General features: G+C 67.4%; 17 protein-coding genes. 12 read left to right on the forward strand and 5 right to left on the reverse strand.

Features of this window, described 5'->3' with window-relative positions; translation table 11 throughout:
- Positions 1-75: 75 nt before the first annotated feature.
- Together NJQ44_RS00850 and NJQ44_RS00855 are read left to right on the forward strand one after the other, a co-directional pair.
- Positions 76-1,911: a PAS domain-containing sensor histidine kinase gene (locus NJQ44_RS00850; RefSeq protein ID WP_254272792.1), complete on the forward strand. Its 1,836-nt coding sequence runs from the start codon at positions 76-78 to the stop codon at positions 1,909-1,911.
- Positions 1,908-3,773 (forward strand): PAS domain-containing sensor histidine kinase, encoded by a 1,866-nt coding sequence (locus tag NJQ44_RS00855; protein WP_254272793.1) that lies wholly within the window; start codon positions 1,908-1,910, stop codon positions 3,771-3,773. Before NJQ44_RS00850 ends, NJQ44_RS00855 begins: the two co-directional genes overlap by 4 nt.
- Here the strand turns inward: NJQ44_RS00855 and NJQ44_RS00860 are convergent, their stop codons facing one another.
- The 5 genes from NJQ44_RS00860 to NJQ44_RS00880 all read right to left on the reverse strand — a co-directional run bounded on the left by NJQ44_RS00860 (position 3,774) and on the right by NJQ44_RS00880 (position 10,378).
- Positions 3,774-3,962 (reverse strand): hypothetical protein, encoded by a 189-nt coding sequence (locus NJQ44_RS00860; RefSeq protein ID WP_254272794.1) that lies wholly within the window; start codon positions 3,960-3,962, stop codon positions 3,774-3,776.
- A gap of 87 nt (positions 3,963-4,049) precedes the next feature.
- Entirely contained in the window at positions 4,050-9,158 is a 5,109-nt protein-coding gene (polC, locus tag NJQ44_RS00865; protein ID WP_254272795.1) for a DNA polymerase II large subunit, read from the reverse strand.
- A 1-nt stretch (position 9,159) separates the two neighbouring features.
- On the reverse strand, positions 9,160-9,582 hold the full coding sequence (locus tag NJQ44_RS00870) for a PPC domain-containing DNA-binding protein (RefSeq protein WP_254272796.1): 423 nt from the start codon (positions 9,580-9,582) through the stop codon (positions 9,160-9,162).
- A gap of 54 nt (positions 9,583-9,636) precedes the next feature.
- Positions 9,637-10,146 carry a 2'-5' RNA ligase family protein gene (locus NJQ44_RS00875; protein ID WP_254272797.1) on the reverse strand — a complete coding sequence of 170 codons (510 nt, stop codon included), beginning with the start codon at positions 10,144-10,146 and terminating at the stop codon, positions 9,637-9,639.
- Between the two features lie 43 nt (positions 10,147-10,189).
- Positions 10,190-10,378, reverse strand: coding sequence for a DUF7554 family protein (locus NJQ44_RS00880; protein ID WP_254272798.1), 189 nt, complete (start codon positions 10,376-10,378; stop codon positions 10,190-10,192).
- Positions 10,379-10,466: 88 nt separating this feature from the next.
- Here NJQ44_RS00880 and NJQ44_RS00885 point away from each other — a divergent pair, with 88 nt between their 5' ends.
- The 10 genes from NJQ44_RS00885 (at position 10,467) to NJQ44_RS00930 (ending at position 20,976) form a co-directional block, all read left to right on the forward strand.
- Complete coding sequence (locus NJQ44_RS00885; RefSeq protein WP_254272799.1) at positions 10,467-11,585, forward strand: DUF7345 domain-containing protein; 1,119 nt, start codon at positions 10,467-10,469, stop codon at positions 11,583-11,585.
- Positions 11,586-11,690: 105 nt separating this feature from the next.
- On the forward strand, positions 11,691-12,536 hold the full coding sequence (locus NJQ44_RS00890; protein WP_254272800.1) for a DUF7096 domain-containing protein: 846 nt from the start codon (positions 11,691-11,693) through the stop codon (positions 12,534-12,536).
- A 297-nt stretch (positions 12,537-12,833) separates the two neighbouring features.
- Complete coding sequence (locus NJQ44_RS00895; RefSeq protein ID WP_254272801.1) at positions 12,834-14,096, forward strand: argininosuccinate synthase; 1,263 nt, start codon at positions 12,834-12,836, stop codon at positions 14,094-14,096.
- A 4-nt stretch (positions 14,097-14,100) separates the two neighbouring features.
- The gene (gene argH, locus NJQ44_RS00900) at positions 14,101-15,600 is read left to right on the forward strand and encodes an argininosuccinate lyase (protein WP_254272802.1); all 1,500 of its coding nucleotides are present in this window, start codon (positions 14,101-14,103) and stop codon (positions 15,598-15,600) included.
- A gap of 165 nt (positions 15,601-15,765) precedes the next feature.
- Positions 15,766-15,930 carry a lysine biosynthesis protein LysW gene (gene lysW, locus NJQ44_RS00905; protein WP_254272803.1) on the forward strand — a complete coding sequence of 55 codons (165 nt, stop codon included), beginning with the start codon at positions 15,766-15,768 and terminating at the stop codon, positions 15,928-15,930.
- 84 nt (positions 15,931-16,014) lie between these two features.
- A complete protein-coding gene (gene lysX, locus NJQ44_RS00910; RefSeq protein WP_254272804.1) occupies positions 16,015-16,908 on the forward strand; it encodes a lysine biosynthesis protein LysX in 894 nt (297 codons plus the stop codon).
- Complete coding sequence (gene argC, locus NJQ44_RS00915) at positions 16,905-17,942, forward strand: N-acetyl-gamma-glutamyl-phosphate reductase (protein ID WP_254272805.1); 1,038 nt, start codon at positions 16,905-16,907, stop codon at positions 17,940-17,942. Before lysX ends, argC begins: the two co-directional genes overlap by 4 nt.
- An 18-nt stretch (positions 17,943-17,960) precedes the next feature.
- Positions 17,961-18,800 (forward strand): acetylglutamate/acetylaminoadipate kinase, encoded by an 840-nt coding sequence (locus NJQ44_RS00920; RefSeq protein ID WP_254272806.1) that lies wholly within the window; start codon positions 17,961-17,963, stop codon positions 18,798-18,800.
- Positions 18,797-19,924 (forward strand): aspartate aminotransferase family protein, encoded by a 1,128-nt coding sequence (locus tag NJQ44_RS00925; RefSeq protein WP_254272807.1) that lies wholly within the window; start codon positions 18,797-18,799, stop codon positions 19,922-19,924. Before NJQ44_RS00920 ends, NJQ44_RS00925 begins: the two co-directional genes overlap by 4 nt.
- On the forward strand, positions 19,921-20,976 hold the full coding sequence (locus tag NJQ44_RS00930; protein WP_254272808.1) for a [LysW]-lysine hydrolase: 1,056 nt from the start codon (positions 19,921-19,923) through the stop codon (positions 20,974-20,976). The genes NJQ44_RS00925 and NJQ44_RS00930 overlap by 4 nt, the downstream gene beginning before the upstream one ends.
- Positions 20,977-20,978: the final 2 nt, after the last annotated feature.

Below are 20,978 nucleotides of genomic sequence, written 5' to 3' on the forward strand. Positions count from 1 at the left end.
CGAGCACTCTCCCCGATTGTTCGAGGGGAATCGTTATCTTTCGCGCTCCACACTGTCGAGTAACGAAGTGGTGGCATGGGACAGGAGGAACAGCAGCACATCGAAGCGCTGTTCGCCGACGGTGGGGGCCGACTCGGTGAACTCGTCGCACCGCTTTCTGACCACGGGTTCGAGATAACCCGCATCGACGACCCGGCGACGTTGGCGACGACGGCGACAGACGCGTACGACTTCGTCGTTGTTCCGCACGACGAGACGACGGACCCGCCAGTCGACGGTGTCGCGGGCGTCGAGACGGCACTCGACCACGTCTCGGTCCCGGTCGTCCTCTACGCCGTCGGATTTCCGGGGGCCGACGTGGCCGTCGCCGCCCTCGACGCGGGGGCGGCCGACGCGGTGTACGTCCCGCCGGAGCGAGAGGAACTGTTGGCGCGGCGCTTTCGCTGTGCCGTCCTCGGGAACGATTTCGGGCCCCCCGAGCAACTGCTGGAGGACTTCTTCGCGCACTACCCCGCGGACGCCTTCGTCAAGGACGACCTCTCGCGCATCGCTATCGGGAGTCAGGAGACGACGCGGCCACAGGGGTACTCTCGCGACCAGCTAGTCGGGCTGACCGACTACGAACTGTTCCACCCGGACCTCGCGGACGCGCTGTACGAACAGGAGCAACGCATCCGCGAGGCGGACGACCCGCAGGTGAACGTCGTCGAACACTTCATCGAGGACGGCGAGGACCGCTGGGTGGCCTCGACGAAGGTCCCGCGCTACGGCGAGGGGGGTGAGGTGACCGGTATCGTCGGCGAGACCCGCGACGTGACCCGTCTGCGCCGCCGCGAGCAACTCGTCGCCGCGCTCAACGAGGGGAGCCGCGACCTGATGCGGGCCGAGACGACGGCCGACATCTGCCGGGTGACCTTAGACATCGTCGAGCAAATCGGTATCCTCCCGTCGGTGGAACTCGTCCTTTACGACGGGACGACGCTCCGCCCGGCCGACATCTCCCGCGAGATGCCGGACGTGTTCGAGGCGTACGACAACTGGTTCCGGCGGGCCGTCGAGACGGGCGATCCGCAGTACGTCGCGACCGGGCCGAACGGGCGGAGAATCCGGACCGAGGCCGGTGACGCCGACGACATCGAGGCCGTCGTGTTACCGCTCGGCGACCACGGGGTGCTCGGGATGCGTCCCGCGGACTCCCTCGACGAATTCACGCTGGATTTGGCGAACGTGTTGGCGGCGACGGTCGAAGCCTCGCTGGACCGTGCCGAGCGCGAACGGCAACTCCGGGAGCGCGAGCGCGAACTTGAGACGCAGAACCAGCGCCTCGAAGCGTTCACGACGATGGTCAGCCACGACCTGCGCAACCCGTTGCAGGTGGCGGTTGGCGCGACGGACATGCTCGAGGAGCACTCCGAACACGTCGAGCGAATCTACACGTCGCTGGGGCAGATGGACCGCCTCGTCGACGAACTGCTGACGCTGGCCCGACAGGGGGAGATTACCGGCGACCGCGTCGCTGTCGACGTCGCGGCGCTCGCGGGGGCGGCCTGGGGCGCGGTCGACACCGGCGAGGCGACCCTCGAACTCGACGACCCGCGGACGGTCGTCGCCGACGAGGACCGCCTCCGCGAACTCCTCGAAAACCTCTTCTCGGTGTTGCTCAAGCAGACGGCCGACGCGCCGACCATCCGGGTCGGCCACATCGACGCGGGTATCACTATCGAACAAGTGAACGGGGTCGCGACGGTCGACGAGGCCCCGGTGACACGACCGCTGGATACGGCCGACTGGACCCACTACGGACAGTACATCGTCTCGACCATCGCCGAGGCGTACGGCTGGGAGGTTTCGACCGCCGACGAGGACGGCGAACACATCCGGTTCGAGATAACCGGGCTGGAGGTCCGATGAGCGACGGCGCCGACGGCGAGGGCGATTCGCTGACGGTCGCCTGCGTCGACCCGGACGGCCGTCTGGACCCCGTCATCACCGCCCTTCGAGGAGCCGAGTCCATCGACGTGCGCGTCCACGAGGAAGCGGCGACCGTCGGGGCGGGCGTGGACTGCTGTATCCTGCTGCACGCCCCGAAGACCGAGACGCGCCCGGCCGTCGATGGCTTCGAGCAACTCGACGCGCTGTTGGACCGCCTCCCGGCGTGTCGAGTCGCCGTCTACGGCCACGATATCGGCTCGATGAGCACGACGACGCGACTGTTCACACACCGCGTCTTGGCCCACGGCGGCGAGACGGCGATGACGATGGACCCGAAGCGCACGGAACTCATCGTCCGCCGGGTCCGGCAGGCGGCGGGGAGCGAGCGCCACGCCGAATCCGACGCGACGCTCCTGCACTCGCTGTTGGAGTCGTACCCCCATCAGATATTCATCAAGGACGACGTGGGGCGGTTCGTCGACACGAGCAGGGTCACCGCCAGCGAGTACGAGTTCGAGCGCGCGGAGATGGTCGGGCTGACCGACTACGAACTGATGCCCCACGGCCTCGCCGACGACCTGTACGAGGAGGAACAGCGGATTATGGCCTCGGGCGACCCGATGCTCAACAAGGTCGAACACTACGTCGACGCCGAGGGGCGGAGTCGCTGGGTCAACACGACGAAAGCGCCCCGATACGACCGGTCGGGGACGCCCATCGGCACCGTCGGCGGGACCCGCGACGTGACCGAGGAGAAGCGCCAAGAGCACATGGTCCGGGCGGTCCACGAGGCCAGTCGCGACCTCGTTCGGGCGGGCGACCGCACGGAAATCGGCGAGGTGACCGTCGCCATCGCCAAGGACATCCCGGCCCTGCCGCGCGTGCAGGTCGCTCTCGTCGACGAGTCGACCGGCGACCTCGCCCCGGTCGACACCGAGGGGGGGTCCGTCTACGACCGCTACGCGGCGTGGTACGCCCGGGCCTACGAGCGCGGCGAGTCGCTGTTCGTCGTCGAGGACGGCGCGGCGGCCGTCGCCGAGTGGGACGTGGCGAGCAATCCGGTCGCGGCGCTCCTCCCCGTCGGCGACCACGGTGTGTTCGGCATCACCACCGGCGACGAGACGGTCGACGAGTTCACGGTTGACCTCGCGAACATCCTCGCGGCCAACGTCGAGGCGGCCTTGGACCGCGCGGAACGCGAGCGCGAACTCGAACACCAGAACGAGCGCTTAGAGGAGTTCGCCAGCATCGTCAGCCACGACCTGCGCAACCCGCTGAGCGTCGCCGACGCCTACGTCGAACTCGCCCGCGACGACCCCCAAGACGCCTATCTGGAGAAAATCGGCGACGCGCTCGAACGGATGGAGCAGTTGACTGACGAACTGCTCACGCTCGCAAAACGAGGTCAGACCGTCGGCGAGACGACCGCCGTGGACGTCGCGGACGCTGTCGCCGACGCCCGGCGGTCCATCAGCGACGACCGCCTCACCGTCGAGACGGAGGCGGTGGGGACCATCGAGGCCGACCACTCCCGACTGGTCGAACTGCTGGAGAACCTGTTCCGGAACGCCGTTGAGCACGGGGCGGGAGAGGACGACCACGTGACCGTCACCGTCGGCCGCCTCGCCGACGGCTTCTACGTCGCCGACGACGGTCCGGGCATCCCCGAGTCCGAGCGCGAGAACGTGTTCGACATGGGATACACCGACAGCGCGGACGGGACGGGCTACGGCCTGTACATCGTCCAGACTATCGCCCAGGCCCACGGGTGGGAGGTCGCCGCGGGCGAGAGCGAGGACGGCGGCGCGCGCTTCGAGGTCACCGGCGCGGCCGTCCGATAGCTACTGTTCGGCCAACAGTTGCTCGTAGCGGTCAACGACCGCCTGTCGTCGCTGTCGTTCGCGGTCCAGTTCCTGCTCTAACGCGGCGATTTGGTACTCCAAAAGTGTCACTTCGAACCGTTCCATGCGGGCGGGGACGCCGCTCCGCTCGGGGTCGCTTGTTACCACTTGCATGTGGCTTGGCGGCATGGATGCTAGTTGGTCCCACACAGCAAAAACACCCATCGGACGGCCGTCACACGTCCGTCTTGCGGTGGTGCAAGACCGCCGACGGCGTCACATGAAGTCGGCGATACCCGACTGTTTGTTGTGGTCGTTCTCGAAGACCGATTCGATGGAGCGCTCGAGAATCTTCAGGCGCTGTTTCGTGTAGTCTCTGGCCCCGAACTCGTCGGCGACGCGGATGGCCGTGTCGATGTACTTGTTGACCGACCCCTCGTGGACGGTGAGGTTCACCCGGCCGCCACACTCCCGGCAGTCGCCGGTCAGGGGCATCCGCCGGTACGACTCCCCGCAGTCCAGACAGCGCACCTCCTGTCTGGAGAAAGCCCGCAGGTTCCCGATGAGGTCCGGCAGGAAGTGGTACTCGATGATGCGCTCGGCCACGTCGGACTCGACGACGGCCCGCAGTTTCCGGGAGATGGACAGTTGGGCGTCCATCTTGTCCTCCATCGACCCGAGGGTCTTGTACGCCGAGAGGTCCGGCCCGGCCGCGAGGTCCGTCGTGTCGTGGGTGTGCCGGAAGTCGGTGTACTCGCGGTCGGTGCCCAGCGTCTCCTCGGCGATTTTCATGATGTCCTCCACTTCGGCGGGGTCGGCGAGTTCGCGGGTCGCCTCGTAGAACTCCCGCGGGTAGCGGTCCATGATATCCATGTTGTGGGCCTCGTCGTCGATTTCGCTGGGGTCGATGCGCGAGGACATGACGAGGGGGGCGTCCATCTGCCCGCCGCGCTTGTTGGGGAGGTAGGACTTCGAGAAGTTGAGCAGGCCGTCCATCAGGAGCATCACGCAGTCCTCGTCGCCGTCACACTGGCCGATAAATACATCGTTCGCAACGAGCGTGTGCGTGTCTTCGACAGTTACGCAGTACGTGTGTGTTATGTCGCTCTCGACGTAGTCCACCGAGACTACTTCGTCGAGGAGCAAATCGCCCCCGTCGCCGAACAGTCGCTGTGACCGTAATTCGACATCGTCGAGTGCACTAGTCAGCGTTTCCTGCTTCCGGTCGAGGTGAAACCCAACTCGGTCGGCAAAGCGGGCGGCAAACTCTGACGTGAGCTTGAGCACCGTCGTCTCGAAGCTCGGTGATTCGTCGTAGAACTCCGCGACCGGCCCGCTCTCGACGGTACGCCGTTCAGTGTAGGTCTTTGCCGCGATTCCGAACCGCTTTAGCAGTGCGACAGTGTCCGAAGCCAGTTCGTCACTCACCGTGTGTGCACGTATCTCGATACGGTCCGTGGAAGCACTGCCGTCCCCACTGAAGTATGCGGCGAGGAACGCGGCTGCCGCGTCATCCGTCCCAGAGACGATACAGTTCGGGATTCGTTTCGTCTCTGCCCGACAGCCAGCATCCAATATATCCGCGAATAACGCGGCCACGAGGCGGCTCGACATCGTCACTTTCCACTCGTTTTCCTCGTAGGCGTCGATACCGAGTCCCTCGTCGACGGTTTCGATGATGTGGTTTCGTGCCGTCTCGTCAGGCGTACAAATCGTCGTCTGGTAGCATTCTCCCGGCTCTCGACGGGTGAATCCTTCTGCGGCGTAGTATCCGAGGACCGTTGCCATCGGCGTGTTCACGGTGAACTGCCGTTCGACGGTAGCCGTCTCTCGCCGTATCCCTAGGCTTACATCCGTGGGAACCTGCTCGACGACTCGTTCCCTTCCGAGCAACGTCGTGAGTACCGAAACGGGGATGCTGTCGCGTGAAACCCAATTATACACCGTTGACTGGCTGATACCGAGTTCGTCCGCCGTGGCCTTGCAGTAGCCGTCTCCCGGCGTCGCAGCAGCGAGGATGTGTTTCAACTGTTCGGAACCGATATCCCGGATAACGAGGTCATCGTTCGAGACGGATTCGACGGCGAGGAATTCTTCGAGGAGGTCATACTCCGTTTGCTCCCCCTCGATTGATACGGAATCCGGGGCTGGGAGCGTATCGCCGACCTTGATTTCGTGCGCCCGAGCCGACTCGATGCCGTCACGCCAGCGCCGCATCTCGTGGTCCGGCGTGACCGTCAGTTCCCGTCCGCTCTGTGTTTCGATTCGCACGAGATGCTCGGGTGCCGGATGCTTCGATACTGCTTCAACTGACTGCACTGTTGGCGTACCATCCGCAGTAAGTGACGGAACGGATACGTTTCCATCCAATTCCTGTACGAGGGTCCCGAAGTCGTCCTCCGTACCTGTGTCTGCGTCGAGTCGCTCCTCGACTAGTGTCGCTATCCGCTCGTAGTGGTGGCGACCCTCCTCGTCCTCGTACCAGACTTTCGTCTCCGGGTGGAAGCAGTTGCGCCGTTTCGCGGCGTGGAAGTACGGATGCGCGTAGCCCACCGCCGCAGAGGTAAAGCCGACGACCCGACCCACGGTCGCCGCGGAGGTGTGGGGGGCCATCCCGAAGACGAGTTCGCCCACGAGGTCGTCGCGGTCGTCGAACTCGTAGTACGGCTCCAAGCCGTAGTACTGCGAGAGCAGGTCGTCGACGAACGCCGCGGTCTGTAGCATGTGTTCGGCCGCGCCGTCCGAGAGGACGATGTCCTGCACTTTCAGTTCGACCAGTTGGTCGGCGTGGGTCAGCGGGTCGCCGTGGATGTCCGTCTCGTAGCCCAGATGGCGCAGGCGCTCGGGTTCAACGTCGAGTTCGGCGGGGCGGACGGCGGTCACCGGCAGGTCGGTCATGTCGTAGCGGACCGTGCCGTCTTTGAACGCCGACACGTCGTGTTTCGCCCGGAGGATGCCCTTCTCCATCGGTTCGGGCAGTTTCTCCTCGGAGGTGAGCCCCTTGACCGCTTTCAGCGTGTCGAAGGCCGTCTCCCGTTCCTCGGCGTTCTCGAGGGCGTCCCGGTAGGTCTGCCGGAGGTCCAGCACCTTGTACTGGGTCGGCGAGGCCAGCGTCTCACACCGGGGACACTCCGCGCGGCCGGACTCGTCGGGTTCGACCTCGTTCTCGCAGTCCCGGCAGACGTACACCGTCTCCGCGAGGGCCTGACACTCCGGACAGCGGGCCTCGTGGGTCTCGGTCCCGCAGTCGGGACACCGCCGCCGGGCGACTTCCACCTCGACGTGGCCTGGCGTGTCGCTCATCGTGTCGGCGTGTTTGGTCGCGTCGGCGACGCTGCGCTGTGACCCGCCCGCCTCGCCGATGGGGTAGAGGGTGTGGACCGCGGGTGAGAGGTCCCGCCGTTCCGACTTCTCCGGGCGGCCCATCCGGTTGCCGATGCGGGTCGGGGCGCGCTCCCGGACTTCGAACGGCGAGATTTCGTTGACCGCGAGGATGGCGTTCAGGCCGTCGCCCTCGTTGTCGGCTTCCACGTAGCCGATGGCGTCGGTGGACTCGCCCTCGCCGTAGGTGCAGGCCCGTTCCGAGAGGTCGTCGTCGGTCCACTCGCGCTCCAGCGACCGGGAGAAACCGAGGGTCCGCACCAGCGGGACCCAGTCGGGGACGACGAGGCGGTCCTCGTCCTGTGAGTGCTCGACCAGCGCGTGTTCCAGCGCCGTCTGCACGGCCTCGGAGCGCGGCAGGACGAGGTCGCCGTCGGCGGCGCTTCCCGGTCCCTCGACGACGGCCCCGTCGGTCTGGGCGACCTGTCCCGCGTCGATGGCGTCGGCCAGTGCGCACATCCCCTCGACGCTCACGTCGTGCCAGAGGTAGGTGTACTTCGGGTGCAAGGGGGCGTCGTGCTCGCTGGCCCACTGCAGGGCTTGCTCGGCGCTGGGGTCCGCGAGGTCCACGCTCGGGTCGTCGGCCATCGCCTGCACGTCGGCCCCGGCGGCGTCGAGGTCCTGTTCCCACCACTCGACGGTGTAAGAGGCGGGGGCGAGCGGATGGTTGTTCTCGACGAACTCGCCGTAGTTCACGAGGTACTCGCCGAGGTCCAGAATCTTCTCGACGCCGTTGCGGACTTCCAGCGCCTCCTCGGCGTCGTCGATGCGGCGTACGTCGCCGTTGGCCAGTCGGACCGTCGGCCCCTCGATGGTGTCGACGGGGACCACACCGGCGGCCTTCCCCGGTCGCTCGGTCTTTATCTGCGTCCCGGTCGCGAGGAAGTCGTCGACGAGATGCATCGTCGCGGGGTGGACCCCCGCCGTCGCGAACCCGTGGTTGCGCGCCCGGCCGTAGCGCAGGCGGAACCCGCCGGATTTCGAGGGATGTGAGAAGACCGGTCGTCCGGCGATGAGGTCCCGCAGGTACTTCTTCGCGGGGTCGACGCGGGGCGGTCCCGCGTGGTCGTCGTCGCTCTCCGTCTCGTCTCCGTCGTCAGTGTCACCCGCGTCGTCCGCGTCGTCGCCGTCCCCGCCGTCGTCTGTCTCGCCCCCGTCGTCTTTGCCGATAGTGCCGTCGATGAGGTCCTGTAGCCACGGCCAGTCGACCTCGTCCAGATTCCGGGTGTAGCGCTGAATCTTCGGCGCTTTCAGGGCGATACCCTCCGCGAGGACGAGACACATCCCGCCGCGGGCGGAGTTGGAGTCGACGCGTTCGAGGTCCCGATACCCCGACACCTCCTCGTCGCCGGTCGCCTCCCCGTCGAGCATGATGGGCATGTGCTCGGCGATGAACTTCGTCTCCTTCTCCTTCGGGGAGTACTGGAGGCCGGTGTCCTTGTCGTACAGCGCGATTTCCTCGGCGTAGCGCCCGATTTCCTCGTCTCGGGCCTTGTACTCGTCGATGCCCAGCAGGGCGCGGGCGTAGTCGGCCACGAGGACAGAGAGGGCCTGTGCGGTCCCGCCCGCGGAGCGAATCGGTCCGGCGTAGTAGACGTTGATGAACTCCGTCCCGTCGTCGTTTTCGAGCAACTCGACGCGGTCGATGCCCTCGATGGGGGCGGCGACGACGCCCTCGGTCAGGAGGGCGACGGCCGTCCGCACCGCGCCCTCGACTTTTCCCTCGCGGGTGTCGTAGTCCCCGACGTTGCCGTCGACGAAGTCGTCGACGAGTTCGAGGGCGGCCTCCTCGCGGGACATCTGCCCCTCCAACTCGCGGACCCGTTCGGCGACGCCGTCGATGCCGAGGATGTTCTCGACGCGGTCGGCCATGTCCCGCGCGGTCGGAATCTCGACTTCCGGTTTGGGGTCGCCGCCGCGTTCGCGGGCGCGTTCGGCGACGGACATCGCCGTCTCGAGTTCCGTCTCCAGCGTTTCGAAGTACCGTTCGTCGGCCTCGCGCATCCTATAGCTCCCAGAGGTCGAGGTCGGTTGGTTCGTCGTGTTCGCGTTCGAGGCGGGTATCGAACGCCCGGACGTACAGTTCCCCGGCCCAGACGGTGCCGGCGTTCAGGTGGCCCGCGACGGCCTCGCCGTCGGGCCGCGAGAGCACGGCGTGGGTGTGGGCGAAGCGCTCCCCGTCCAGCCACGAGACGTTGCCCATGCACGCGGCGACTTCCAGCGGTTCGTCGAACGCGACGGGGTCGTACTCCTGCCTGTCTTGGTCGTAGAACCATATCTCGGCGTCCTGCACCGCGCCGAGGCCGTAGAAGAAGGCCGCGTCGATGTCCTCGTCGTCGGCGAACGCCTCGATTTCGCCGCGCCAGTCCGCGCCGTGGTCCAGTCGGCAGACGAACTCCGAGGCGGTGTCGACCTCCCGATAATCCATACTGGAACGGGACGGCGGGGGACGGCAAAAACGTACCGTTGAGTTGCGGGATACCTACGCGGGAAGCGAGACTCGCGTGACCGACTGTCCGCGTTCGGCGTCGTGAAAGCGTAATTCTTCGACGTTCCACTCGATAGGCTCGATTTCTCGGGCGCAGAGGCGGTCGGCCGCCGCCGGGTCGCCCCCGCGCGCGACGGTGACGTGGGGGACGTACGCCTCGCCTTCCATCCCGTCGACCGGGTCGAACCCCTCGCAGAGACGGTCGTGGAGCGCCCGCAGGCCCGGACTCTCCACCGCGAGGTACACCACCGGCGAGGGGCCGGTCACCGCCGTCTCGAACTGCTCGACGCCGGTGACGCGGACGGCGAACGGGTCGGTCCCACGGAATGCGTCGCGGGCACGCGCCTCGATGCGGGCGTAGGCGGCGTGGTCGCCGCTCCCCAGTCGCTTCGCGACGAGGGTGTGTTCCCCGCGAGGGCGGGCCGCTGCCAGCGGGAGGTCGCGGGCCAACTCGCCCGCAAGCGAAGTGACTGCCGACGGGAGCGAGACGTTCAGGCTGTACACGGTGCTGTCGAGTGGGGCGGACGGCAAAAGCGGCGCGGTCGGCCTACAGGCGGCCGGTCAGGTACAGCACGATGAGGACGACCAGCGCCAACCCGAGGAGGGGCTGGAGCGGACCGAGCAACCACGCGAAGATGCCCAGTATCTCCCCGACGACTTCCAGCGCTATCCAGACGACGACGAGGACGAGCAGTACTTTCAGCAGCGTCTCGACTTCGATATCTCCTCGGTCCATGGACGCGGGTTCCCGCTTGCGGGACAAACCGCTTGTGGCCGTCCGCGGGCAACAAGCCCTATTGCCGACGACGACAAACCGGCGGGCAATGCGAGGAACTGGTCGCCTACTGGCGGTTCTACTGGCCGTCGCCCTCGTCCTGCCCGCGACGGCGGCGGGTGCGGCGTTCGGCGGACTGGCACAGCAGTCGGTCGACCCGGACGTGGTCCTGATGACCGCCGACGTGGAGGCCGACGGGGACGCCCAGTGGCGCGTCGCCTACCGAATCAGACTCGACGACGAGAACGCGACGCAGGCCTTCGAGGAGTTGCAGGCGGACGTGCAGGCGAACCGCTCTGCGTACACCGACCGTTTCGGTGACCGGATGGCTCGGACCGCCCGCGCCGCCGAGAACGCCACGGGGCGGTCGATGACCGTCGAGAACGTCACCGTCACCGCCCGCGAGGAGACGTTCGGGCAGACGTACGGCGTGATTACCTACCGGTTCCGGTGGACGAACTTCGCCGTCGCCGAGAACGGTCGCATCGAGGCGGGTGACGCGCTCGCTGGCCTGTTCCTCGACGGCGAAACGTCGCTGACCATCGCGTGGCCCGACGGCTACGCCGCCGAGCAGGTGACGCCGCAACCCGACGACCGGACCAACACTTCCGCGACGTGGCGGGGTCAACAGCAGTTCGGGACCGACGAACCGCGAGTGGTCGCGGCACAGGGTGGTGGCGGCGGCCTCAGTCCGGTGCTGGTCGGTGGGGTGGTGGTCGCCGTCCTCGCGCTCGCGGTAGCCGCGTTCACGGCCCGTCGTGACGGCCTGTTCGGCGGCGACGGCGATAGCGAGGGTGACACGGCGGATGCGGCGACGACTGCGGCCGCCCCGGACCCGTCGCCAACCGCAGAGCAAGCGACCGGGAGCGAGTCGGCGGCCGATTCGACGACCGAGGCCGACCAGCCGCCAGCGGACCCGCCCGCGGACCTGCTGAGCAACGAGGAGCAGGTGCTGAAGCTCCTCCGGGAGAACGGCGGCCGCATCAAACAGCAACGAGTCGCGAGCGAACTCGACTGGACCGCCGCCAAGACCAGCCAGGTCATCGGCGGCCTGCGAGACGAGGGCGAACTGGAGACGTTCCGCATCGGCCGGGAGAACGTCGTCACGTTCCCGGATACAGACCTGACGGAGACGGACGACCCGGACGGCGAGGACGACGCGGCCTGAGTCCGATACCGCCGCTGTCGGGCGGTTTAATCCGCGTTAATCGTCGTTGAATCGGGCTGAGCGTCGACCGTTTATACGTGGGTCGGGGCACAAGGAGGGTGTACGATGAGACGAGCCACTCTGGTCGTCGTCGCCGTCCTCGTCGCCAGCGTCTTGGCGGGCCTCCCGGCCGCCGCGATGGCACAGGAGACGGCGACCCAGACGCAGACCCAGACCGACCAGTCCAGCGCGAACGAGACGGTCGCTCCCGGCGCGCAACTCGCCGGAGCAGTCGGCGTGCAGGGCGCGGAACTGGAGGGTGAGGTCCAGTCCCGCGCGTTCAACGCCAGCGTCGACCGGGCGAGAGACGACGACGCCCGCGCGGCCGTCGTCGCCGCACAGAGCGGGCGTCTGGAGGAACGCCTCGCCGAACTCGAACAGCGCCGCGAGGCGCTGGAAGCGGCCCGCGAGAACGGGTCGATGAGTCAGAGCGAGTACCGCGCTCGGGTCGCCCAACTCCACGCGTCGAGTCGGGCGACCGAGCGACTGGCCGCCCAGACCGGCGAGAGGGCCGACCGACTGCCCGCGGAGACCCTCGAAGCTAACGGCGTGAACGTGACGGCAATCCGGTCGCTCGCTCAGCGCTCCGCGGAACTGACCGGGCCGGAGGTGGCCGAAATCGCCCGCGGCATCGCTGGCCCGAACGCCGGTGAGCGTCCCGGCCGCGAGCGGGCGGGCGGCCCGGCGGAACGCGAGGACCGCGGGATGGGCGCCGGTCCGGCGGAGCGCGGCGCTGACGCCAGCGAGGACGCCGCGAACCGAACCGCGAACGAAACCGACGACGGTGCCGACGAGGCGTCCGTCTCCTTCGGGACGAGCGAGGACCGACGGATTGGCAACGGGACGACGGCAAACGAGACCAGCAGGGCCGAGGGTGGCGCTGACAGCGACAGCGCCGACGGCAATTCGTGAGACGCCTTCTCGTGTGAACGGGCCCCACGGCCTTTCGAACACGGAAGCTATTAGTACGAAACCGACGGTAGCCACAGATACATGACGCGGACCCAGCCGACTGGCGTGCTCGCACCGGCCAGTGAGGGGTCCGTTCGCTTTTCTCCCCGACGACGCCGACGACCGGGCCTCCGCTAGGCCCACTACTACTCCACACTTCGTTTCACGGTTCGTTCGTCTCACATTACCGCCGGTCGGCTGTCCGGCGTGTCATCGTAAATCGACAGTCACACCACGGAACCCGACGAGAACACATCCATGCCAGAAGGAAACGGAACCGTCGCGCTCGCCTTCTCCGGTGGGCTCGACACGACAGTCTGCGTATCGCTGCTGAAAGAGGAGTACGGCTACGACGAGGTCATCGGCGTCACTGTCGACGTCGGCCAGCCCGACTACGAGTTCGAGGAGGCCGCGGAGACGGCCGAAGCCCTCGGTGTCGAGCAGTACGTCGTCGACGCCAAGGAAGAGTTCGCGGACCTCTGTCTGAAGGCCGTGAAGGCCAACGCCGACTATCAGGGCTACCCCCTCGGCACCGCCCTCGCGCGCCCGGTCATCGCGAAGGCCATCCTCTCGGTGGCCGAGAAGGAGGGCTGTAACGGCATCGCCCACGGCTGTACCGGCAAGGGCAACGACCAACTCCGCTTCGAGGCCATCTGGCGCGATTCGGACCTCGAAGTCATCGCCCCGGTCCGCGAACTCGGCCTCACCCGCGAGTGGGAGAACGAGTACGCCGCCGAGAAGGGCCTGCCCGTCGAGGGCGGCGACGGCGGCCGCTACTCCATCGACACGAACCTCTGGAGCCGTTCCATCGAGGGCTCGGAACTCGAAGACCCCTCGACAATCCCCGAGGACGACATCTACAAGTGGACCGAGAACCCCTCCGGCAAGGACGCCGAACTCGTCGACATCGAGTTCGAGGACGGCGAAGCCGTCGCCGTCGACGGCGAGGAACTGGGCAAGGTCGAACTCATCGAGCAACTGAACGAACAGGCCGGGGCCCACGGCATCGGCCGTACGGACATGATGGAAGACCGCATGCTCGGCCTCAAAGTGCGCGAGAACTACGAGCACCCCGCGGCCACCGTCCTGCTGACGGCCCACGAGGCGCTCGAAGGCCTCGTGCTCACCCAAGAGGAACGCGCGTTCAAGAACCACGTCGACCAGCAGTGGTCCCAGAAGGCCTACGAGGGCCTCGTGGACGCGCCGCTGGTCTCCGCGCTGGAGGCGTTCATCGACGACACGAACGAGCGCGTCACTGGCTCTGTCACGGTGAAACTCGAAGGCGGGCACGCCCGCCCGGTCTCCCGCGAATCCGAGTACGCCGTCTACAGCGAGTCGGCGGCGTCCTTCGACGAGGAGGACGTGACCGGCGGCATCACCCAGCAGGACGCCACCGGCGTCGCGAAGTACCACGGCTTCCAGTCGCGTCTCGCCAACGGCATCTTGGAGAACGCGAAGAAGGGCACGGCCGTTCCCGACGGGAGCGGCGACGCCGTGACCGACGAGGCCTCGGAGGAGTAAACGGATGCGCGAGGAGAGCGAGGCCGACCGCGACGGTGACGCAGACGCCGACGAGACGGTGGTCCGCCGCGACCGCTTCGCGGGCGGCCCCGCGCGGTCGTTCCTCTCCTCGCTGGCCGACGACGAGCGCATCTTCGCCGCCGACCTGGCGGTCGACCGCGCGCACGTCGTGATGCTCGCCGAACAGGGCATCGTCGAGGACGACATCGCGGGCGAGATTCTGTCGGCGCTCGATTCGGTCGAGGCGGCCGGACACGCCGACCTGCCCGACGGCGAGGACGTCCACGAGGCCATCGAGAGCGCGGTCATCGACCGCGTCGGGCAGTCAGGCGGGAAGATGCACACCGCCCGCTCGCGCAACGACGAGGTGGCGGCCTGTATCCGCTACCGCCTGCGCGAGGACGTCCTCGAACTCGTCGAGACGGTGGTCGGCGCGCGCGAGCAACTGCTCGCCGTCGCCCGTGAGGAGCGCGAGACGGTGATGCCCGGCTACACGCACCTCCAGCCCGCACAGCCGACCACCGTGGCTCACTGGGTGCTGTCCTACGAGCAGGCGCTCCAGCGCGACACCGCTCGCCTGTTGGACGCCTACGAGCGCGTCAACCAGAACCCGCTGGGGGCGGCCGCGTTCGCGGGGACGCCGTTCGACGTGGACCGCGAGCGCACGGCCGAACTGCTCGGGTTCGGCGGCGTCGCCGAGAACTCGATGGACGCGTCGGCGACCCGGGACTTCCTCGTGGAGGTCACGAGCGCCGTCGCGACGCTGGCGACGACGCTCTCCGGTCTCGCAGAGGACGTGGTCGTGATGGCCAGTAAGGGTCACGTCGAACTCGACGACGACTACGCGTCGACGTCCTCGATAATGCCCCAGAAGAAGAACCCCGACACGCTGGAACTGGTGCGCGGTCGCACTGGGGACGCGACAGCGGGGCTGAACGGACTGTTGACGAACCTGAAGGGGCAACCCCGCGCGTACAACCGCGACCTGCAACGGGCGGGCCGCCACGCGTGGGACGCCGTCGACAGCGTCACCGAGAGCGTCGAAGTCGCCGCCGGGGCAGTGGCGACGGCCGACTGGCCCGCCGAGACGCTGGAAGCCGCCGCGAGCGAGGGCTTCGCCACGGCGACGGGCGTGGCAGACTTGCTGGCGATGGCGGGTGTGCCGTTCCGCACGGCGCACGAAGTGGTCGCGGAGGCCGCGGCCGGACTCGACGCCGACGACGACGCCCCGGACTACGAGGCTATCTCGGCCGTCGCGGAGGATGTCTTGGGCGCGCCACTGTCGGAGTTCGTCGAGCGCGAGGCCGTCGAGCGCGCGCTGGACCCCGCCGAGAGCGTCGCCATGCGCGACTCCCGCGGCGGCCCCGCGCCGAGCGCCGTCGCCGAGCAGTTGTCGACGGCCGAAGATGTTCTCGCGGCCCACCGCGCCGCGCTCGAATCGACCGCGGACGCCGTCGAGAGCGCGCACGGACGCCGTAGAGCGGAGGTCGACCGATATGTGTGAGCGACGACCAGCCCCGCGAGGGGTAATTATACCAGATTACTGATATCGATTTCAGGCACGTGCGGTAATCGGGATATAGACGCCGTTAGACGGTAGTGTACGTTACTATTCTATTCTGATAAGTTCGAAGGCTTTAAGTGGATACGTCGGCGAGAGAGAGGTACAATGGCAGACTGCATCGAGTGCGGGGCCGAAGTGTCCCTGCACGACGACCTGGAAGTCGGAGAGATTGTCGACTGTGCGACCTGCGGCGCTGAACTGGAAGTCGTCGCCACGGACCCCGTCGAGCTCGACAGCGCCCCCGAGCTCGAAGAGGACTGGGGTGAGTGAGGTGTCCGCGGTGGCGCGGCGCACTGCGCCGTCCGTGACGCCTTCGTCTAGCGCCGCGACACGCGGACACGCCGAGGTGACACTATGAAAGTCGGACTCCTCTACTCGCGCATCCGCCGGGACGAGAAGCTCTTGCTCTCGGAACTGCGCGACCGTGACCACGAAATCGAGAAGATAGACGTCCGCAAACAGCAGTTCAACATCAGCGAGGCCCCCGAGGCGTTCGAGGACGTGGACATCGTCGTCGACCGCTGTCTGGCGACCTCTCGCAGCGTCTACGCGACGAAGTTCGCGAAGGCCTACGACGTGCCCGTCGTCAACGGCCCCGAGGTGGCAGAGACCTGTGCGGACAAGGTGAAAAACAGTCTCGCGCTGGTCGAGGCGGGCGTCCCGACGCCCGACACCGACGTGGCGTTCACGAAGGACGCCGCCCTCGAATCCATCGAGGACTTCGGCTACCCTTGCGTGTTGAAGCCCGTCGTCGGGTCGTGGGGTCGTCTGATGGCGAAGATCGACTCCCGCTCGGCCGCCGAGGCCATCCTCGAACACAAGGAGACGCTGGGCCACTACGAGCACAAAATCTTCTACGTTCAGGAGTTCGTCGACAAGCCCGGCCGCGACATCCGCGTGCTGGCCGTCGACGGCGAACCCATCGCGGCGATGGTCCGCTCGTCGGACCACTGGCTCACCAACGCGGCGAAGGGTGCCGAGACGAACACCTTCGAACTGGACGACCGCGCGCTCGAACTGGTCGAGAAGGCCTCGGCCGCCGTCGGCGGCGGTCTGCTGGGTATCGACCTCATGGAAGTCGGCGTCGACGAGAACGGCGACCCGACCGATTACACGGTCCACGAGGTCAACCACACCGTCGAGTTCAAGGCGCTGAACGAGGTCAGCGACGTCGACGTGCCCGCGGAAGTCGTCGACTGGCTGGAATCGAAGGCCGCAAGCGAGGCGGACGCGGAGGTAACCGCATGACCTACACCGCGAGCGTCGTCGGTGGCTCCGGCTTCACGGGCGGCGAACTCCTTCGCCTGCTCGACGGCCACCCCGAGTTCGAACTCGCACAGGCCACGAGTCGGTCCAAGGAGAACAAGACCGTCGGCCACCAGCACCCGAACCTCCGCCACTCCGACCTGCGCTTTTCCTCGCCCGAGGAGTTGGAGTCGGTGGACGTGCTGTTCGCGGCGACGCCCCACGGCGTCTCGATGGAGCAAATCGACGAGTTCCAGGACGCCGCGGACACCATCGTCGACCTCTCGGCGGACTTCCGTCTGGACACCGAGGCACAGTACGACGAGTGGTACGACGGGCACATCCGCCCCGAACTGCTCGCCGACAGCGAGTACGCGCTGCCGGAACTGAACCGCGAGAACCTCGCGGGCGCGGACCTCATCGCCTCCGGTGGCTGTAACGCCACGGCGACCATTCTGGGACTGCTTCCGCTGTTCGAACACGGCGTGCTCTCGGGCGACGAGCAAATCGTCGTCGACGTGAAGGTCGGGTCCAGCGAGGGCGGCGCTGGCGGCGGCGAAGCCTCCAGCCACCCCGAGCGTTCGGGCGTCGTCCGCCCGTACGCCCCGACGGGGCACCGTCACGAGGCCGAGATTCAGCAGTTCCTCGGCGTCGACGTCTCCTTCACCGTCCACGCGGTGGACATGGTCCGGGGCGCGAGCGCGACCTGTCACGTCTTCCCGAACGGCCCCGTCTCCAAGGGTGACCTGTGGGGAGCGTACAGGGGCCAGTACGAGGACGAACCGTTCGTCGAACTCGTCGCGGGCGGCGGCGGCGTCTACCGCTACCCCGAACCGAAGGCCGTCGCGGGGACCAACAAGGCCGAAGTCGGCTTCGAACTCGACCCCGCGAACAAGCGTCTGGTCGTGTTTTCGGCCATCGACAACATGATGAAGGGGTCGGCGGGACAGGCGGTCCACGCCGCCAACGTCGCCCTCGGCATCGAAGAGACGGCGGGCCTGGAGTTCCAGGGACTCCACCCCGTCGGCGCACCGTAACACCTGAAGAAACTTTTTATGACAGTCGTTATCAAAGTCGGTGGCGCTCGTGCTGTTGACCCAGCGGGGGCGCTCGCGGATGTGGCATCACTCGCCGAACAGGGCGAACAGGTCGTCGTGGTTCACGGCGGCTCGACCAAAGTCGACGAGACGCTCGAACGACTCGGCGTCGACCCGGAGTACGTCGAGACGCCGAGCGGCGTCGTCGGCCGGTTCACCGACGAGACGACGATGGAAGTGTTCGAGATGGCGTTCGGTCACCTCAACACCCAACTCGTCGCGGGCCTCCAGAGCGAGGGCGTCGACGCCGTCGGCCTGAACGGCGTGGACGGCAAACTGCTGTACGGCCCCCGGAAATCCGCGGTCCGCGTCGTCGAGGACGGCAAGAAGAAGATTCGCCGCGGCGACCACTCGGGGACCATCAAGCAGGTCAACGGCGACCTGTTGCGGTCGCTGTTGGGTGACGGCTACACGCCAGTGGCGGCCCCGCCGATGGCCGGTGACGACGACGGCGAAATCATCCCCGTCAACACCGACGCCGACCGTTCGGCGGCGGCTATCGCGGGCGAACTCGACGCGACGCTCGTCCTGCTGACCGACGTGGAAGGCGTCTACGCGGACCCCGACGACCCGTCGACGCTCATCGAATCGGTCGAGACGAGCGACGACTGGGCGGCCCTCGAAGCGGCCGCCGAGGGCTTCATGGGCCGAAAGATTATGGCCGCCGAGGAGGCCCTAGCGGGCGGTTCGCCCGAAGTGGTCGTCGCGGACGCCAACGCCGACGAGCCGATTCTCTCGGCGCTGTCCGGGAGCGGCACACACGTACAAGCGAGCGCGATTTCGGAGGAAGATACATGAGCGGATTCGTCTTCAACGAGAAACCCATCCAGATAGAACGCGGCGACGGCGCCTATCTGTACGGCGACGACGGCACAGAGTACTTGGACATGGGCGCGTCCTACGCCTGTGTCCCGCTCGGCCACGGCCACGACGCGGTGCAGGAGGCCGTCACCGAGCAGTTCGAGAAACTGACCTACGTGCAGGCGTCCTACCCCAACGCCGAGCGGACGGCGCTGTACGAACTGCTCGCCGACACCGCGCCGGACCCGATAGACAAGACGTGGCTGTGTAACTCCGGCACGGAGGCCAACGAGGCCGCGCTGAAGTTCGCCCGGTCGGCCACGGGCGACTCCAAAATCGTCGCCACCATGCAGGGGTTCCACGGCCGCACCATGGGGTCGCTCGCGACCACGTGGAAGTCGAAGTACAAGAAGCCCTACGAACCGCTCATCGGCGACGTGGAGTTCGTCCCCTACGACGACGCCGAGGCGCTGGACGAGGCCGTCGACGAGGACACCGCGGCGTTCATCGTCGAACCCGTCCAGGGCGAGGGCGGCATCAACCCCGCGTCGGCGGGCTACCTCGAAGCGGCCCGCGAGATAACCGAAGACGCTGGCGCGGCGCTCATCTTCGACGAGGTCCAGACCGGAATGGGGCGAACGGGCGCGCTGTGGAACTCCCAGCGCGCGACCGTCACGCCCGACATGATTACGTCGGCGAAGGGCCTCGGAAACGGCTTCCCCGTCGGCGCGACGCTGTGTCGCGACTGGATCGCCGAGAACTACGGGTCGCACGCCTCGACGTTCTCCGGCGGGCCGGTCATCTCCGCCGCCGCGGGTGCGACCGTCTCGACCATCGTCGAAGAGTCCGTGCCTGAGAACGCCGCGCGGATGGGCGACTACCTCCAGACCGAACTGGACGCGGCCATCGGCGACGAAGTGCGCGACATCCGCGGCGAGGGCCTGATGATAGGCGTCGAAGTCGGCCGCGGCGCGAACACGGCGCTGAAGCAACTCGCGCTGAACCACGGCATCCTCGCCCTGCCCGCTGGCCGGACCGTCGTCCGCCTGCTCCCGCCGCTGACCATCGACGAGGACCACGCCGACGACGTGGTCGACGCGATGACCGAGGTGGTGGGATGAGCGAAGCGGTCAGCGAGGACGCGGACGCCGAGGCACGGCAACTGCTCGAAGACGTCGTCCGCATCCCCTCGGTCACCCCGAACGAACGCGAGGCCGCCGACCGCCTCGTCGAGTTCTTCGAGGCCCACGACCGCGAGGTGTGGATAGACGAGGTGGGCAACGTCCGCGCGCCCGCCGACGACGGCGTCCTCCTCACCTCGCACATCGACACCGTACCAGGCGACATCCCGGTCCGCGTCGAGGAAACCGACGAGGGCGACGTGCTGTGGGGACGGGGGAGCGTCGACGCGAAGGGGCCGCTGTGCTCGATGGCCGCCGCCGCCGCCCGCACCGGCGCGTCGTTCGTCGGCGTCGTCGGCGAGGAAGTCGACTCCCGCGGGTCGCGCTACCTCGTCGAGGACCGCGAAGAGGCCCCGGACGCCGTCATCAACGGCGAACCATCCGGGTGGGAGGGCATCACGCTCGGCTACCGCGGCCTGCTCGCCGGAACCTTCGTGGCCACCAGCGAGTCCGGCCACTCCTCGCGGCCCGAGAACAACGCGATTCAGGACGCCATCGACTGGTGGTCGTCGGTCGAAGCCGAGTTCGACCCCGACGAGTGGGTCCCCGTCTTCGAGCGCGTCACCTGCAAACCCGTCGACATCGACGGCGGCATCTCCGAAGACGGCCTCTCCGTGGAGGCGACGATGAACGTCCAGTTACGGGTACCGCCGGAGTACACCACCGACGAGATTCGCGAAATCGCCGACGGCTATCTGACCAACGGCACCGTCCACTGGGACGACAAAGTCGAACCCGTGATGCAGAGTCCCCGGACGAGCGTCGCCCGGGCGTTCCGGGCGGCTATCCGCCAACACGGCGGCGACCCCACGCTCCTTCGCAAGACGGGCACCAGCGACATGAACGTCTTCGCGAAGGCGTGGGACTGCCCGATGGCGACCTACGGCCCCGGCGACTCGGACCTGGACCACGCGCCCAACGAACACATCCACCTCGCGGAGTACGACCGCGCGGTCGGCGTCCTGACGGACGTCACCGAACGCCTGCTGTGACC

It is taken from the genome of Haloarcula marina, from assembly GCF_024218775.1.
Classification (GTDB): domain Archaea; phylum Halobacteriota; class Halobacteria; order Halobacteriales; family Haloarculaceae; genus Haloarcula; species Haloarcula marina.

Coding starts and splice junctions, on each gene's coding strand:
- argH (WP_254272802.1), top strand. CDS start 14,101: ATGCGCGAGGAGAGCGAGGCCGACCGCGACGGTGACGCAGACGCCGAC.
- NJQ44_RS00870 (WP_254272796.1), bottom strand. CDS start 9,582: ATGGATTATCGGGAGGTCGACACCGCCTCGGAGTTCGTCTGCCGACTG.
- NJQ44_RS00880 (WP_254272798.1), bottom strand. CDS start 10,378: ATGGACCGAGGAGATATCGAAGTCGAGACGCTGCTGAAAGTACTGCTC.
- NJQ44_RS00895 (WP_254272801.1), top strand. CDS start 12,834: ATGCCAGAAGGAAACGGAACCGTCGCGCTCGCCTTCTCCGGTGGGCTC.
- NJQ44_RS00855 (WP_254272793.1), top strand. CDS start 1,908: ATGAGCGACGGCGCCGACGGCGAGGGCGATTCGCTGACGGTCGCCTGC.
- NJQ44_RS00850 (WP_254272792.1), top strand. CDS start 76: ATGGGACAGGAGGAACAGCAGCACATCGAAGCGCTGTTCGCCGACGGT.
- NJQ44_RS00885 (WP_254272799.1), top strand. CDS start 10,467: ATGCGAGGAACTGGTCGCCTACTGGCGGTTCTACTGGCCGTCGCCCTC.
- NJQ44_RS00890 (WP_254272800.1), top strand. CDS start 11,691: ATGAGACGAGCCACTCTGGTCGTCGTCGCCGTCCTCGTCGCCAGCGTC.
- lysW (WP_254272803.1), top strand. CDS start 15,766: ATGGCAGACTGCATCGAGTGCGGGGCCGAAGTGTCCCTGCACGACGAC.
- lysX (WP_254272804.1), top strand. CDS start 16,015: ATGAAAGTCGGACTCCTCTACTCGCGCATCCGCCGGGACGAGAAGCTC.
- polC (WP_254272795.1), bottom strand. CDS start 9,158: ATGCGCGAGGCCGACGAACGGTACTTCGAAACGCTGGAGACGGAACTC.
- NJQ44_RS00920 (WP_254272806.1), top strand. CDS start 17,961: ATGACAGTCGTTATCAAAGTCGGTGGCGCTCGTGCTGTTGACCCAGCG.
- argC (WP_254272805.1), top strand. CDS start 16,905: ATGACCTACACCGCGAGCGTCGTCGGTGGCTCCGGCTTCACGGGCGGC.
- NJQ44_RS00925 (WP_254272807.1), top strand. CDS start 18,797: ATGAGCGGATTCGTCTTCAACGAGAAACCCATCCAGATAGAACGCGGC.
- NJQ44_RS00860 (WP_254272794.1), bottom strand. CDS start 3,962: ATGCCGCCAAGCCACATGCAAGTGGTAACAAGCGACCCCGAGCGGAGC.
- NJQ44_RS00930 (WP_254272808.1), top strand. CDS start 19,921: ATGAGCGAAGCGGTCAGCGAGGACGCGGACGCCGAGGCACGGCAACTG.